The organism is Comamonas flocculans (genome assembly GCF_007954405.1).
In the GTDB taxonomy this organism is placed as follows: Bacteria; Pseudomonadota; Gammaproteobacteria; order Burkholderiales; family Burkholderiaceae_C; genus Comamonas_C; species Comamonas_C flocculans.
This window is the reverse complement of the sequence record NZ_CP042344.1, coordinates 2,165,829-2,179,935: the sequence shown is the minus strand read 5'-3', so window position 1 is coordinate 2,179,935 and position 14,107 is coordinate 2,165,829. Positions and strand designations below refer to the sequence as shown.

At 67.4% G+C, this 14,107-nt stretch carries 14 protein-coding genes; 6 read left to right on the top strand and 8 right to left on the bottom strand.

What is annotated here, in order from left to right; translation table 11 throughout:
• Entirely contained in the window at positions 1 to 1,434 is a 1,434-nt protein-coding gene (glmU, locus tag FOZ74_RS10480; RefSeq protein ID WP_146913013.1) for a bifunctional UDP-N-acetylglucosamine diphosphorylase/glucosamine-1-phosphate N-acetyltransferase GlmU, read from the bottom strand.
• Positions 1,431 to 2,663 carry a tyrosine--tRNA ligase gene (gene tyrS / locus FOZ74_RS10475; protein WP_146913012.1) on the bottom strand — a complete coding sequence of 411 codons (1,233 nt, stop codon included), beginning with the start codon at positions 2,661 to 2,663 and terminating at the stop codon, positions 1,431 to 1,433. Before tyrS ends, glmU begins: the two co-directional genes overlap by 4 nt.
• A 185-nt stretch (positions 2,664 to 2,848) precedes the next feature.
• Here tyrS and FOZ74_RS10470 point away from each other — a divergent pair, with 185 nt between their 5' ends.
• Positions 2,849 to 4,216 carry a M23 family metallopeptidase gene (locus FOZ74_RS10470; protein ID WP_146913011.1) on the top strand — a complete coding sequence of 456 codons (1,368 nt, stop codon included), beginning with the start codon at positions 2,849 to 2,851 and terminating at the stop codon, positions 4,214 to 4,216.
• Positions 4,217 to 4,257: 41 nt separating this feature from the next.
• Positions 4,258 to 5,379: an anhydro-N-acetylmuramic acid kinase gene (locus FOZ74_RS10465; RefSeq protein ID WP_146913010.1), complete on the top strand. Its 1,122-nt coding sequence runs from the start codon at positions 4,258 to 4,260 to the stop codon at positions 5,377 to 5,379.
• Between the two features lie 87 nt (positions 5,380 to 5,466).
• On the opposite strand, the gene FOZ74_RS10460 is transcribed toward FOZ74_RS10465, so the two are convergent.
• The 6 genes from FOZ74_RS10460 to metE form a co-directional block, all read right to left on the bottom strand.
• The gene (locus FOZ74_RS10460) at positions 5,467 to 5,784 is read right to left on the bottom strand and encodes an iron-sulfur cluster assembly accessory protein (protein WP_146913009.1); all 318 of its coding nucleotides are present in this window, start codon (positions 5,782 to 5,784) and stop codon (positions 5,467 to 5,469) included.
• Positions 5,785 to 5,860: 76 nt separating this feature from the next.
• The gene (locus FOZ74_RS10455; protein WP_146913008.1) at positions 5,861 to 6,256 is read right to left on the bottom strand and encodes a bactofilin family protein; all 396 of its coding nucleotides are present in this window, start codon (positions 6,254 to 6,256) and stop codon (positions 5,861 to 5,863) included.
• Positions 6,257 to 6,308: 52 nt separating this feature from the next.
• On the bottom strand, positions 6,309 to 7,031 hold the full coding sequence (locus tag FOZ74_RS10450; protein ID WP_146913007.1) for a DUF6776 family protein: 723 nt from the start codon (positions 7,029 to 7,031) through the stop codon (positions 6,309 to 6,311).
• 214 nt (positions 7,032 to 7,245) lie between these two features.
• Positions 7,246 to 7,638, bottom strand: coding sequence for a 30S ribosomal protein S9 (rpsI, locus tag FOZ74_RS10445; protein ID WP_146913006.1), 393 nt, complete (start codon positions 7,636 to 7,638; stop codon positions 7,246 to 7,248).
• Between the two features lie 11 nt (positions 7,639 to 7,649).
• Positions 7,650 to 8,078 carry a 50S ribosomal protein L13 gene (gene rplM / locus FOZ74_RS10440; protein WP_146913005.1) on the bottom strand — a complete coding sequence of 143 codons (429 nt, stop codon included), beginning with the start codon at positions 8,076 to 8,078 and terminating at the stop codon, positions 7,650 to 7,652.
• A gap of 202 nt (positions 8,079 to 8,280) precedes the next feature.
• The gene (gene metE / locus FOZ74_RS10435; protein WP_146913004.1) at positions 8,281 to 10,614 is read right to left on the bottom strand and encodes a 5-methyltetrahydropteroyltriglutamate--homocysteine S-methyltransferase; all 2,334 of its coding nucleotides are present in this window, start codon (positions 10,612 to 10,614) and stop codon (positions 8,281 to 8,283) included.
• A 103-nt stretch (positions 10,615 to 10,717) separates the two neighbouring features.
• Between metE and FOZ74_RS10430 the strand changes: the two genes are divergently transcribed.
• The 4 genes from FOZ74_RS10430 (at position 10,718) to glnQ (ending at position 14,107) form a co-directional block, all read left to right on the top strand.
• Positions 10,718 to 11,638: a LysR family transcriptional regulator gene (locus FOZ74_RS10430; protein ID WP_146913003.1), complete on the top strand. Its 921-nt coding sequence runs from the start codon at positions 10,718 to 10,720 to the stop codon at positions 11,636 to 11,638.
• Between the two features lie 89 nt (positions 11,639 to 11,727).
• The gene (gene glnH / locus FOZ74_RS10425; protein WP_146913002.1) at positions 11,728 to 12,477 is read left to right on the top strand and encodes a glutamine ABC transporter substrate-binding protein GlnH; all 750 of its coding nucleotides are present in this window, start codon (positions 11,728 to 11,730) and stop codon (positions 12,475 to 12,477) included.
• A 77-nt stretch (positions 12,478 to 12,554) separates the two neighbouring features.
• Positions 12,555 to 13,382, top strand: a complete 828-nt coding sequence (locus tag FOZ74_RS10420; protein WP_255437565.1) for an ABC transporter permease subunit — start codon at positions 12,555 to 12,557, stop codon at positions 13,380 to 13,382.
• Positions 13,379 to 14,107: a glutamine ABC transporter ATP-binding protein GlnQ gene (glnQ, locus tag FOZ74_RS10415; RefSeq protein WP_146913001.1), complete on the top strand. Its 729-nt coding sequence runs from the start codon at positions 13,379 to 13,381 to the stop codon at positions 14,105 to 14,107. Before FOZ74_RS10420 ends, glnQ begins: the two co-directional genes overlap by 4 nt.

Sequence of the window (14,107 nt, the reverse complement as noted above, 5' to 3'; positions counted from 1 at the left end):
TCAGCCCTTGTCCTTCTTGTCCGGGCGGTGCCATTCACTCTTGCTCACCTGGCGCCCGCGCCCCAGGGTCAGCACGCCGGGCGGCGCATCCTGCGTGACGACCGAGCCCGCGCCCACCACGCCGCCCGCACCTATGCGCACTGGGGCCACCAGCACGCAGTTGCTGCCCACGTGCACGTCCTCGCCTATCACCGTGCGGTGCTTGTTCACGCCGTCGTAGTTGGCGGTGATCGAGCCCGCGCCGTAGTTCACGCGCGCGCCCACCGTGGCGTCACCCAGATAGGCCAGATGGTTGGCCTTGGCACCATCGGCCAGTTGCGAATTCTTGATTTCGACGAAGTTGCCCACATGCACTTCGCGCCCCAGGCTGGCGCCCGGGCGCAGGCGCGAAAACGGCCCCAGGCGCGCACCCTCGCCCACCTGCACGCCGGCCTTCTCGCCATCGATGTGGGTATAGGGCTGGATCACCGTGCCCGCGCCGATGACGGCGTTGGCGATCGAGCAGTAGGCGCCCACCTGCACGCCATCCCCCAGCACCACCCGGCCGGTGAAGAGGCAGCCCACGTCGATTTCCACATCCTGCCCGCAGGCCAGCTCCGCCGGGATGCCCAGGCGCGGGTCGTCGCGCAGGTCCAGACGCGCCGGGTCGGCCAGGCGCACGCCCTGCTCCAACAGCGCCCGTGCCTGACGCAGCTGGTGCGCGCGCTCCAGCTCGGCCAATTGCACCGGGCTGTTCACCCCCGCTACCTGCAGCGCGTCAGTGATGCAATGCGCCACCACCGGCACGCCGCCAGCCACCGCCATGGCCACCACGTCGGTCAGGTAGTACTCCTGCTGGGCGTTGTCGTTCTTCAGCCGCGCAAGCCAGGCACGCAAGCGCGCGGCGGGCACGGCCATGATGCCGCTGTAAATCTCGTTGATGGCGCGCTCGGCCTCGCTCGCGTCCCTGTGCTCGACGATGCGCTCCACCTGCCCATCGCCCGCGCGCACGATGCGCCCGTAACCCGCGGGATCGTCAAGGCGCACGGTGAGCAGCGCCAGCCGCTCGCCACCACTGGCCGCCACCAGCGCGCGCAGGGTCTCGGCCTGCGTCAGCGGCACGTCGCCCGAGAGCACCAGTACCGTGGCATCGTCCTGCAACAGCGGCAGCGCCTGCTGCACCGCATGGCCCGTGCCCAGCTGCGGCTGCTGCAATGCAAATTTCAGGTCAAATTGGCCTGCAGCGCCCGCCCAGCCTGCGCAAGCAGCTTGTACTTCAGTAGCGCCATGGCCGGTGATGACCACCACCCGCCGTGCCCCCAGGCTGGCCGCCTGGCCCAGCACGTGAAACAGCAAAGGACGCCCGGCCAGGCGCTGCAACACCTTGGCCGTGCGGCTCTTCATCCGCGTGCCCTTGCCCGCGGCCATCACCACCACGTCCAGCGGCCTGCTCATGACAATTGCACCCGCGCGAATTTGCGCTTGCCCACCTGCACCACATAGCTGCCGGCCGCCAGCTTCAGGCCCCGGTCGCTGACCACGGCGCCGTCAATGCGCACGCCACCGCCGTCGATCAAACGCCCCGCCTCGCTGCCCGACGGCGCCAGGCCCGCCTGCTTGAGCAGGGCCGCCACGCCCAGCGGCGCGCCGCCGAGCCGCACCTCGGGAATATCGTCGGGCACACCGCCCTTGCTGCGCAGCATGAAGTCCTGCTCGGCCGCCTCGGCCGCGCTGGCACTGTGAAAGCGCGTGGTGATCTCCTTGGCCAGCATCACCTTGGCGTCCTTGGGGTTGCGCCCGTCTTGCACCTCCTGCTTCAAGGCCGTGATCTCCGCCAGGCTCTTGAACGAGAGCAGCGTGTACCAGTCCCACATCAGCGCGTCCGAAATGGACAGCACCTTGGCAAACATGGTGTTGGCCTCTTCGGTGATGCCGATGTAGTTGTTCTTGCTCTTGGACATCTTCTCGACGCCGTCCAGCCCCACCAGCAGCGGCATCGTCAGGATGCACTGCGGCTCCTGCCCGTATTCCTGCTGCAGGTGGCGGCCCACGAGCAGATTGAACTTCTGGTCGGTGCCGCCCAGCTCCAGATCGCTCTTGAGCGCCACCGAGTCATAGCCCTGCATCAGCGGGTAGAGAAATTCATGCACGCTGATCGACTGCCCGGCCTTGAAGCGCTTGTCAAAATCGTCGCGCTCCATCATGCGCGCCACGGTGTACTTGGCCGCCAGCTCGATCATGCCGCGCGCGCCCAGCGGGTCGCTCCATTCGCTGTTGTAGCGGATCTCGGTCTTGGCCTCGTCCAGCACCAGCTTGGCCTGGGCGAAATAGGTTTCCGCATTGGCGCGGATCTGCTCGGCCGTGAGCGGCGGGCGCGTGGCGTTGCGCCCGGAAGGGTCGCCAATGAGACTCGTGAAGTCGCCAATCAGAAAGATCACCTGATGGCCCAGGTCCTGCAACTGGCGCATCTTGTTGAGCACCACGGTATGGCCGATGTGGATGTCGGGCGCCGTGGGATCCAGCCCCAGCTTGATGCGCAGCGGCTGGCCCGTAGCCTCGGCGCGCGCGAGCTTTTGGGCCCAGTCCGGCACCGGCAGCAGCTCGTCGGCGCCACGCAAGGAAACCTCCAGCGCATGCCGGACGCCATCGGTCACCGGGAATTTTGTAACAACGGCTTGATTCATAAGGGTTTTCGACCATGCATGGCAGCCATGCGGGGCTATACTCTTGCGGTTTTCGCAGTGGCGGATTCTAGTGGCCACCCGAGGCAGCGGGATTTCGGCCCTTTCGCCGCGGATTGTTACAGGCGTGACGCAGCGCACTTTTGCCAAGGCTTGCCGCGTGCACGCCCACTTGCCTGGGGCCCAGCTTGACCAACGGATTGAACAGCGCCGGTACGGCGTTTTTGACTTCCCTGAAACAATCCCTGCACAAGCATCCCAAACGCGTCAGCGCCGCCGTTGCCGCGGTGCTGCTCACCGGCGGCGGCGGCGCCTTCGCCGTGGCATCCCTGGGTCCGGACGCGGCCGATCTGCCAATGGTGACCCTCACCGAAAGCGTTCCCTCGCTCGCCACCGACCTGGAGCTGGCCGACCTCTCCGAGCTCAACGCCCTGGCGCTGTACCGCTCGGACGTCACGCGCAGCAACGACAACCCCGAAGCCATGCTGCAGCGCCTGGGCATCGCCGACCCGGCGGCCTCGGCCTTTCTGCGCGCCGATGCGCTGTCGCAGCAGAACCTGCTCGGACGCACCGGCCGCGTGCTCTCCGCCGAAGCCGACAGCGAGCACCGCCTGGGCCGGCTGACCGCACGCTGGGCGCCGGACGACAGCGGCAACTTCAAGCGCCTGGTGATCGAGCGCCAGGCCGACGGCAGCTTCAGCTCGCAGCTGCAGACGGCCGAGCTTGCCATAGGCAATCGCCTGGGCAGCGGCGTCATCACGAGCTCGCTGTTCGCCGCGACCGACGCGGCCGGCATTCCGGACGCGGTCGCGGTGCAGCTGGCCGAAATCTTCTCGGGCAACATCGATTTTCGCCGGGCGCTGCGCAAGGGCGACCACTTCAGCGTGGTCTACGAAACCCTGGAGGCCGACGGCGAGCCCATGCGCACCGGCCGGGTGCTCAGCGCCGAATTCCACAACAACGGCAAGACCTTCAACGCCGTCTGGTTCCAGGACAAACCCGAGGCCAAGGGCGCCTACTACACGCTCGATGGCAACAGCATGAACCGCGCCTACCTGACCTCGCCGGTGGCCTACACCCGGGTCTCCAGCGGCTTCAAGATGCGCTTTCACCCCATCCAGAAGACCTGGCGCGCCCACCTGGGCACCGACCTGGCCGCCCCCAGCGGCACGCCGGTGCGCACCATCGGTGACGGCACGGTCAGTTTCGCGGGGGTGCAGAACGGCTATGGCAACGTGGTCTACGTCAAGCACGCCAACCAGCACGAAACCGTCTACGCGCACCTGAGCCGTATCGATGTACGCAAGGGCCAGGCGATCTCGCAAGGCCAGACCATAGGCGCCGTGGGCCAGACCGGCTGGGCCACCGGGCCGCACCTGCATTTCGAATTCCGGGTCAACGGCAAGCAGCAGGATCCGATGGCCATGGCCCTGCGCAGCGAGGCCGCCGCGCCCATCGCCGCAGCGCAGCGCAGCGCCTTCGAGCGCCTGGCCGGGCAGATGCGCGTGCAGCTCGACTACGCCCAGCAGACGCTGCAGACCGCGCAGGTGGACTGAGCGGGCGAGCGAACACCACCCTGCATCGCCTGCGCCCGCCGATGCGCGCCGCTGCCGCGAGCCGCTACATCGGGCTGATGTCCGGCACCTCGCTGGACGGCATCGACGGCGTGCTCGCCGATTTTTCACAGGGAAAATGCCTTGTAACGCAGCATGCGTCTGCGCCGCTAGCTCCTGAACTCAGAGCAGAACTGCTCGCGCTCAACACCCCGGGCGACAACGAGCTGCACCGTGCGCAACTCGCTGCCAACGCGCTGGCGCGCGCCTGCGCCGCCCTGGTGCAACAGCTGCTGCGCCAGGCGGCGCTGGATGCGGCCGATATCGCCGCCATAGGCGCCCACGGCCAGACCGTGCGCCACCGCCCCGGCGCCTTTGACGCCACCGGTTACACCGTGCAGCTGAACAACCCAGCGCTGCTGGCCGAACTCACCGGCATCACCGTGGTGGCCGACCTGCGCAGCCGTGACTTGGCCGCGGGCGGCCAGGGCGCACCGCTGGTGCCGGCCTTCCACCAGAGCTGCTTCGCGCGGCCGGGACAGGACATGGCGGTGCTGAATCTGGGCGGCATGTCCAACCTCACGGTGCTGTCGGCGACGGGGCAGGTACGGGGCTGGGACTGCGGGCCAGGCAACGTGCTGCTCGACCTCTGGTGCCAGCGGTACACCGGCCAGCCTTGCGACCGCGACGGCGCGCTGGCCGCCAGCGGCCAGGTACAGGATGCGCTGCTGCGGTCGCTGCTGACCGAACCGTATTTCTCCCGGCCTGCGCCCAAGAGCACCGGCCGCGACCTGTTCAACGCGCGCTGGCTGCAGCAGCACCTGGCGGCCGCGCCCGGTGCGCGCGTGCAGGACGTGCAGGCCACGCTGACCGAGCTCAGCGCGCACTGCTGCGCCCAGGACCTGCGCCGCCACGCACCGGCCACGCGGCAGCTGGTGGTCTGCGGCGGCGGCGTGCGCAATCGCGAGCTGATGCGCCGGCTGCAGGCGCAGCTGCCCGATGTGCGCGTGATGTCCTCGGACGCGCTGGGCATCGCGCCCGAACAGGTGGAGGCCGCCGCCTTCGCCTGGCTGGCCCGCCAATGCCTGCACGGCGAGCCGGGCAACCTGCCTGCCGTCACCGGCGCCCGCGGCCCGCGGATACTGGGCGCGATCTACCCCGCCTGAATCGGCCAGCCCTTGCCCGTTGCGGGGCGCGCCATGACAAAGGCCGCCCGAGGGCGGCCTTCCACTATCGAACCCGCAAGCGGGCGTTCAGCATTCGCAGCCGACTTCCTCGTTCGGGTTGACGACGATGAAATGCGCGCCGCCCGAGCCTTCCAGGCAATCGATCTGCGAGCCCACGAGGTGCGGATAGCTCAGCGCATCGACCACCAGCGTCGCGCCGGCGTCGCTCACGGTGATGTCCCCCTCGCGCACCGCATCGTCGAGCGAAAACAGGTATTGAAAGCCCGCGCAGCCGCAGCCGTCCACGCGTGCACGCAACTTGAGCGCTGCATTGCCCTTTTCGGCGATCAGGCCGGCCAGGCGCGCCGCCGCGCTCTCGGTCAGTTGAATCGAAGCATTTGCCATCGTTGCCGCCACAAGACTCCAAGTAAGAAGGAAACGGAATGCCTGATGCTAAGTCATCGCGCGAATTTCTGCTGGCTCAGCCCCCGGACGAGGCAAGCTTGAGCGGGGGCGCCTCTTGCAGCACCACCTCGCTCGGACGCATCTGACCGGAAATCAGCGCGCCCTGGTGCATCTCCAGCGCCTTGTAGTGCACGTCGCCGGTCACGCGCGCACGCGGCTGCAGCTCCAGCAGCTCGCCGGCATGCACCGGCCCGAGCACCGTGCCGTTGACGATGACGTGCGCGGCCTGCACGCGCCCCTGCACCTGGGCCGATTCGGAAATCACCACGATGCTGGGCTCGACATCGGCGCGCACGTCGCCGTGTACCTCGCCGTCGATGCGCAGGCCGTCGGTGAACAAGACGTCACCCTGCACGCAGGTGCCCTTGGCAATCAGGCTTTTGATCAGGGGTTGCTTCTTGCGCGAAAACATGGGCTGGACTCCCTGAGGCAGCGCGGCGCGCAAAGCGGGCGCCGCTGCCGTATCAGTCTTGCAAAGTGAGGGATTGCTGGGCGCGCACCGAGCTGCCCTGCAGCAGTCGCACCGTCACGGTTTTTACCATAACGCGCTCGGGCAGATCGACCAGGCCCTCGACGCGGCGGTACTGCTGCATCTGCAGCGGTCGCACTACGGCGGGCGGCCTGGACGTCCAGGGCTTGCCGTCGCGCAGCCCGGCCAGCACCAGTTCGAGTTGGCCCTTGAACTCGGGCGCGTTGCGCACCGGCTGGATCACCAGCACCTGCCAGCGCAATTGCACGCCGCCCAGCACGTCGGCCTGCAGGCCGCGGATATCGAGCGTGCTGTTGCTGGCCGACGAGGCGGCCGGGATCAGCTTCTCGAAAAACGCCAGATCGTCGCGCAGGCTGCGGTTGTCCGCCTCGAGCGCGCGCAAGCGCTCGCCCAGCGCATCGGCCGCGGCCCGTTCGGTGGCGCGCAGGCTGTCGGCCGCGGCGCTCTCCTGCTGCAGTTCGTTGATGCGCGCGTGCAGCAGGCGTGTCTGGCTGCGCAGCTCGCCGAGCTCCTGCTTGGCGCTCGCATCCAGCCCGGCAATCGCCTTGCCGAACTCGAAGGCCCAGAGCGCGACGGCGGCGCTGAGCCCCAGCAGCACCGCCAGCGCCAGCCAGCGCAGCGGCCAGGGCAGGCTGCGGCGCACCACCAGGCGTGGACCGCCAAGCGAGAAACGGCGACGCAGGCGGCGCAGGCGCATCAGCGGCCCTCATCCCGGCCCCGGGGCCCGAGCGCCGGCGAACCGCACCCGTGCGCCAGAGACACAAAAACCGCCACGGGGGCGGTTTTGATGTCGCTGCTGCAGCCCGCATGGGCCGCCAAGGCTGCGCGCATGTCGCCTTTCCGCCCGCACTGCGGGGCGGCAGGCAGACGCGAATGCGGCGGCGGCATGGCGGCAGCGCTTGCGCCGCGGATCAGCGCTTGGAGAACTGCTTGGCGCGGCGTGCGGAGTGCAAACCGACCTTCTTGCGTTCCACTTCGCGCGCGTCGCGGGTCACGAAGCCGGCAGCGCTGAGCTGGGGCTTGAGCGTGTCGTCGTAGTCGATCAGCGCGCGCGTGATGCCGTGGCGGGTGGCGCCGGCCTGGCCGGATTCACCGCCGCCGTGCACGTTCACCTGGATGTCGAACGTGGCGACATGGTCGGTGAGCACCAGCGGCTGCTTGGCGATCATGATCGAGGTTTCACGGCCGAAATACTGCTGAATGTCCTTGCCATTCACCGTGATCTTGCCGCTGCCTTTTTTCAGAAACACGCGGGCGACGCTGGATTTGCGACGGCCGGTGCCATTGTTCCATTCACCTATCATGGTCCGGCTCCTCAGATTTCCAGTGCCTTGGGCTGCTGCGCGGTGTGCGGATGTTCCGCGCCGCCGTAGACCTTGAGCTTCTTGATCATGGCGTAACCGAGCGGACCCTTGGGCAGCATGCCCTTGACGGCCTTCTCGAGCGCGCGGCCCGGGTGCCTGGCCTGCATGTCGCGGAAGTTGGTCGCACGGATGCCGCCCGGGAAGCCCGAGTGGCGGTAGTACATCTTGTCGATGCTCTTGGTGCCGGTGACCTTGAGTTTGGAGGCGTTGACCACGACGATGTAGTCGCCGGTGTCGACGTGAGGCGTGTAGATGGCTTTGTGCTTGCCGCGCAAACGGTGGGCCACTTCGCTGGCGACCCTGCCGAGCACCTTGTCGGTGGCGTCAATCACAAACCACTCGTGCACGACCTCAGCGGGCTTTGCGCTGAAAGTAGTCATGAGTTTTCTTCGGAAAGAAGGTTTGCAGGCCCTTTTCCACGGTCGGTGCTCTTCTTGGAAGCGGAGCCTCTTAGGTGGGGTTCACGGCTTGCGCCATGCTTCGCCGCGGGGCCAGGAAATCGCTGCGAAGCCGGGCATTATAGCGGGCTGCGGGAAAGCTCCCGCCCCGCCGCAGACGCCGGACGCGCAGGCGCCGGCCATGCTAGGCGGCGGCCTGCGCCGCTTCGCGCAGCGGCGTGGGCACGCGCAGCTGGCGCGCTGCCGCCACCATGTGCGCGAGCGACGGCACAACCTCCTTCCACTGACGCGTTTTCAGCCCGCAGTCGGGGTTGACCCAGAGCTGGCTGGCCGCGATGCGCCGCGCCGCCGCGCGCATGCGCTCGACGATCTGCGCCTGCGTGGGCACGTTGGGCGAGTGGATGTCGTACACGCCCGGGCCGATGCCGTTGGGGTAGGCAAAGTCCTCGAAGGCGGCCAGCAGCTCCAGGCCCGAGCGGGAGTTTTCGATGGTGATCACGTCCGCATCCATGGCCGCGATGGAGGCGATGATGTCGTTGAACTCCGAATAGCACATGTGGCTGTGGATCTGCGTCTCGTCACGCACGCCGTTGGCCATGAGACGGAAGGACGCAATCGCCCAATCCAGGTATTCCTGCCAGTGCGCACGGCGCAGCGGCAAGCCTTCACGAAAGGCCGCCTCGTCGATCTGGATGATGGGCACACCCGCTGCTTCCAGGTCCAGCACCTCGCCGCGCAGGGCTAGTGCCAGCTGGCGGCAACTGAGCGAGCGCGGCTGGTCGTCGCGCACGAAGGACCAGTTGAGCATGGTGACCGGGCCGGTGAGCATGCCCTTCATGGGCCGCCGGGTGAGCGACTGCGCATACTTGATCCAGTCCACGGTGATGGGGCGGGTGCGCTTGACGTCGCCATAGAGAATCGGCGGCTTGACGCAGCGCGAGCCGTAAGACTGCACCCAGCCATGGCTGCTGAAGGCATAGCCCGCCAGCTGCTCGCCAAAGTATTCGACCATGTCGTTGCGTTCGGCCTCGCCGTGCACCAGCACGTCCAGGCCCACGGCTTCCTGCTCGCGCACGCAGTGGGCGATCTCGGCGCGCATGGCCTTTTCGTAATCCGCATCGGACAAGTGACCGGCCTTGTGCTCCTTGCGCGCACGGCGGATTTCGGCGGTTTGCGGAAACGACCCTATGGTCGTCGTCGGCCACGCGGGCAGGCCGAGCTTCTTGGCCTGCAGCGGCGCGCGCACAGCGTAGGCGCTGTGGCGCTGCTCCAGGGCGGGCGTGGCCTGCTGCAGCGCCTGCGCCACTTGTGCATCGTGCACTCGGGGGGAAGCGCGGCGGCTGGCGAGCGCGGCGGCGTTGTGCGCCAGTTCGCTGGCCACGGCTGCGCGCCCTTCGTTGAGCGCGCGGCCGAGCACGCGCAACTCATCGAGCTTTTGCAGTCCGAAGGCGAGCCAGGATTTGATTTCCGGATCCAGCGTGGTTTCACTCTCCAGATCGACCGGCACGTGCAGCAGCGAGCAACTGGGCGCCAGCCACAGGCGCTCGCCCAGCTGCGCGGCCAGGGGTTCGAGCCAGGCCAGCAGCTCGCCGAGGTCGCTCTTCCAGACGTTGCGCCCGTCGATCACGCCCAGCGACAGCACTTTGTGCGGCGGCAGCAGGCCGATGAGTTGCTGCACGTCGGCGCGGTCGGCCAATGCATCCACGTGCAGCCCGGCCACCGGCAGGTTGGCGGCCAGGTATTTGTTGTCCAGCAGCGGCCCGAAATAGCTGGCCAGCAGGATCTTCACGCGGCAGCTCTTGAGCTGGTGGTAGGCGGTGTTGAAGGCATGCTGCCAGTCGGCATCAAGCTCCGTCACCAGAATCGGCTCGTCGATCTGCACCCACTGCACGCCCTGAGCCGCCAGTTGCTCCAGCAGCTCGGCGTACACCGGCAGCAGGCGATCCAGAAGCTCCAGCCGGTCGGAGCCATCGTGCGCCTTGCCCAAGGCCAGATAAGTCACCGGGCCTATGAGCACCGGCTTGGCATTCACGCCCTGTGCCTGCGCTTCGGCCAGTTGCGCCAGCAGGCGCGAGGCGTCGAGCTTGAAGGCGGTGTGGGCGTTCAGCTCGGGCACGATGTAGTGGTAGTTGGTGTTGAACCACTTGGTCATCTCGCCCGCGGCCACGCCGCCGCAGCAGGCGTGGTGCTCGTCGTGTCCGTGGGCGGCGCTGTCGGCGCTCCTGCCGCGCGCCACGCGGAAATAGTTGTCCAGTTCGTCACCGTGGTAGCCGCGCACGCGCTCGGGCAGATTGCCCAGGGTGAAGCTCATGTCCAGCACCTGGTCGTAGAGCGAAAAATCGCCCACCGGCACCGCGTCCAGCCCCTGCTGCGCCGCCCAGTGGCGCGCACGCAGTTCGGCGGCGGTGGCCAGCAGCGCCTCGCGCCCGCTCTCGCCCTTCCAATAGCGCTCCAGCGCCCATTTGAGTTCACGCTGCGCGCCTATGCGCGCAAAGCCCAGGTTGTGCAGTCTGGCCACGGTTTCCTCCTTCAGATTCGGGTTGACTGCGGGCATCGTAGGCAAGCCAACCCATGAAGTAAAATGGTATTAATTCACCGATTGATGAATTTGATTCATTCATATGCTGGAACGCATCCACCTGTCCGTCGTGGCCGAGGTCGAGCGGCAGGGCTCGCTCACCGCCGCCGCCGAGCAGCTGTGCCTGACCCAGTCGGCGCTGAGCCACAGCATGCGCAAGCTGGAAGAGCAGCTGGGCACCGCCATCTGGCTGCGCGAGGGGCGTGGCCTGCGCCTGACGCAGGCCGGGCGCTACCTGCTGGCCCAGGCCCAGCGCCTGCTGCCCCAGCTGGAGCTGACCGAAGCGCGCCTGCGCCAGTTCGCCCAAGGCCAGCGCGGCACGCTGCGCATAGGCATGGAGTGCCACCCCTGCTACCAGTGGCTGCTCAAGATCGTCTCGCCCTACCTCAGCGCCTGGCCGGACGTGGATGTGGACGTACGCCAGAAATTCCAGTTCGGCGGCATCCAGGCACTGCAGAACCACGAGATCGACCTGCTGGTGACGCCCGACCCGGTGCAGCACGACGGCCTGCTCTTCGAGCCGGTGTTCGACTATGAGCAGGTGCTGCTGGTGGCCGCCAGCCACCCGCTGGTCGGGCGCGAATACCTGCGCCCGCGCGACCTGGCGGGCGAGACCCTGATCACCTACCCCGTGCCCAGGGACAGGCTGGACGTGTACACGCAATTCCTGCTGCCCGCCGGCCAGGCGCCGCGCGAGCACAAGACCATAGAGACCACCGACATCATGGTGCAGATGGTGGCCAGCGGCCGCGGCGTGGCGGCGCTGCCGCGCTGGCTGGCACTGGAATACGCCGGGCGCATGGCGGTGGCGGCGCTGCGCCTGGGCAGGAAGGGCATCGCCAAGCAGATTCATCTGGGCGTGCGCGAGGGCGAGCTGGCCACCGACTACCTGGGCGCCTTCGTGCAGCTGGCACGCGCCTATCCGGCCGCCGCCGGGGCCGGTTCCAGCAACGGTGCGGGATAGAAAAACCCGCCCGCTTATACTTTTGCGCCTCAAAACACCTCTTTCAGGCAGGGCCACGAGCCCCTCGCCTTCTTGCTCCGGGAGACCCCATGAAATTCACCCAAACCCTCAAGGCGGCCGCCGTCGCCCTCGCCATGACTCTGGCCATGCCGGTCACGCACGCCGCCGACAAGACCCTGGTCGTGGCCACCGACACCGCCTTCGTGCCCTTCGAGTTCAAGCAGGACGGCAAGTACACCGGCTTCGACATCCAGCTGTGGGAAGCGATCGCCAAGCAGGCGAACCTGGAGTACAAGCTGCAGCCCATGGACTTCAACGGCATCATCCCGGGCCTGCAGACCAAGAGCATCGACGCGGCCCTGGCCGGCATCACGATCCGCGAGGACCGCGCCAAGGTGGTGGATTTCTCCGACCCCTACTATGAGTCGGGCCTGGCCATCCTGGCACCGGAAAACAGCACCATCAAGACCGCCAAGGACCTGGACGGCAAGACCGTGGCGGTGAAAACCGGCACCGTGGGCGTGGACTACATGAAGGCCAATGTGCCGGGCGCCAAGCTCAAGCTCTTCCCCAACATCGACAACGCCTTCCTGGAGCTGGCCACGGGCCGCATCGACGCCGTGGTGCATGACACGCCCAACGTGCAGTACTACGCCAAGACGGCAGGCGCGGGCAAGGTGAAGGTGACAGGTTCGCTCAAGAGCGGCGACTTCTACGGCATCGCCTTCCCCAAGGGGAGCGATCTCGTGCCCGTGGTGAACAAGGCGCTCAAGGAGCTCAAGGCCAACGGCACCTACGACAAGCTGTACGAAACCTGGTTCGGCAAGAAGCCCGACTGATCAGCCGCATTTGCGCCTGAAGACGCCGCCCTCTCCCGCAGGAGGGGCGGCTTTGTTTTTACTAGCGGAGCATCACGATGGTCTTTGACTGGTCTTCCATCTGGGCCGCCTGGCCCGACCTGATGGCGGGCGCCTGGATGACGCTGAAAATCACCGCCCTGGGCCTGCTCGGCGGCTGCGTGATCGGTGCGCTGTCGGGCATCGTCGTCACCTACATCCAGGTGCCCATCAACCGGCGCAGTGCGCTGTACGGTGCCGCCGTGCTGGTGCTGATCGGCCTGGTGGCGCACTTTGCCGGCGGCCCGCTGGCCCGGGTGCCGGGCGGCGTGCTGGCGGCCGCGGTGCTGGCGGCGCTGGCCCTGCTGCTGTGGCGCTGGCCCGAATGGCTGGGGCGCGGTGCGTCTATGCTGGCGCAGCTCTTCATCCTGGTGATACGCGGCACGCCCATCGTGGTGCAGGTGATGTTCATCTACTTCGCGCTGCCGCTGCTGGTGAACCTGCGCATCGACGGCTACACCGCGGCCATCTTCACGCTGATGATCAATTCCGGCGCCTACATCGCCGAGATCGTGCGCGCGGGCCTGCTGTCGGTACCCAAGGGACTGCACGAGGCCGGCCTGGCGATGGGCTTGCCCTTCCACAAGATCATGGCCTACATCATCGGCCCGGTGGCGCTGCGCCGCATGATCCCGACCATGGGTAACCAGTGCATCATCAGCCTGAAGGATTCATCGCTCTTCATCGTCATCGGCGTGGCCGAGCTCACGCGCCAGGGCCAGGAGATCATCGCGACCAACTTCCGCGCGGTGGAGATCTGGGGCACGGTGGCCATCATCTATCTGTTCATGACGGGCTGCATCGCGCTGGTGCTCAAGGTCGTGGAACACCGGACGCGCATCCTATGAGCATCGTCGAATTCAGGAACGTCACCAAGCGCTTTGGCAGCAACACGGTGCTCGACGGCATCAGCCTGGCCATCGAGCCGGGCGAGGTGGTGGTGATCGTGGGCCCTTCGGGCTCGGGCAAGTCCACGCTGCTGCGCTGCATCAACGCGCTGGAAACCATCGAGGGCGGCGACATCGTGGTCGATGGCCTGAGCGTGCGCGGCAAGCCCGCGCAGGTGCGCCTGCTGCGGCGCGAGGCGGGCATGGTGTTCCAGCAGTTCAACCTGTTTCCCCAGCTCACCGCGCTGGAGAACGTGATGTTCGGCCCCCTGCACACCCGCGCCGTGCCCAAGGCACAGGCGCGCGAGCAGGCACGCGCGCTGCTTTCACGCGTGGGCCTGGCCGAACGCGAGAACCACTACCCCGGCCAGCTCTCGGGCGGGCAGCAGCAGCGCGTGGCGATTGCGCGCGCGCTGGCCATCAAGCCCAAGCTGATGCTGTTTGACGAGCCCACCTCGGCGCTGGACCCCGAGCTGCGCCACGAGGTGCTCAAGGTGATGCAGGACGTGGCCGAAACCGGCATGACCATGATCGTCGTCACGCACGAGATGGAGTTCGCGCGCAAGGTGGGCAGCCGCCTGCTGTTCATGGACGGCGGGCGCATCGCCGAGGACGGCAACCCCGAGGAGTTGCTCACCCGCCCCAGTTCGCAACGCCTGCAGGAATTCTTGCAGCACGTGGCCTGA

Excerpts from the sequence above, each read along its gene's own strand:
- rpsI (WP_146913006.1), bottom strand. The coding sequence starts at position 7,638 with ATGATAGGTGAATGGAACAATGGCACCGGCCGTCGCAAATCCAGCGTC.
- glmU (WP_146913013.1), bottom strand. The coding sequence starts at position 1,434 with ATGAGCAGGCCGCTGGACGTGGTGGTGATGGCCGCGGGCAAGGGCACG.
- FOZ74_RS10450 (WP_146913007.1), bottom strand. The coding sequence starts at position 7,031 with ATGCGCCTGCGCCGCCTGCGTCGCCGTTTCTCGCTTGGCGGTCCACGC.
- FOZ74_RS10465 (WP_146913010.1), top strand. The coding sequence starts at position 4,258 with ATGCGCGCCGCTGCCGCGAGCCGCTACATCGGGCTGATGTCCGGCACC.
- rplM (WP_146913005.1), bottom strand. The coding sequence starts at position 8,078 with ATGACTACTTTCAGCGCAAAGCCCGCTGAGGTCGTGCACGAGTGGTTT.
- glnH (WP_146913002.1), top strand. The coding sequence starts at position 11,728 with ATGAAATTCACCCAAACCCTCAAGGCGGCCGCCGTCGCCCTCGCCATG.
- FOZ74_RS10420 (WP_255437565.1), top strand. The coding sequence starts at position 12,555 with ATGGTCTTTGACTGGTCTTCCATCTGGGCCGCCTGGCCCGACCTGATG.
- glnQ (WP_146913001.1), top strand. The coding sequence starts at position 13,379 with ATGAGCATCGTCGAATTCAGGAACGTCACCAAGCGCTTTGGCAGCAAC.
- FOZ74_RS10430 (WP_146913003.1), top strand. The coding sequence starts at position 10,718 with ATGCTGGAACGCATCCACCTGTCCGTCGTGGCCGAGGTCGAGCGGCAG.
- FOZ74_RS10460 (WP_146913009.1), bottom strand. The coding sequence starts at position 5,784 with ATGGCAAATGCTTCGATTCAACTGACCGAGAGCGCGGCGGCGCGCCTG.
- FOZ74_RS10455 (WP_146913008.1), bottom strand. The coding sequence starts at position 6,256 with ATGTTTTCGCGCAAGAAGCAACCCCTGATCAAAAGCCTGATTGCCAAG.
- tyrS (WP_146913012.1), bottom strand. The coding sequence starts at position 2,663 with ATGAATCAAGCCGTTGTTACAAAATTCCCGGTGACCGATGGCGTCCGG.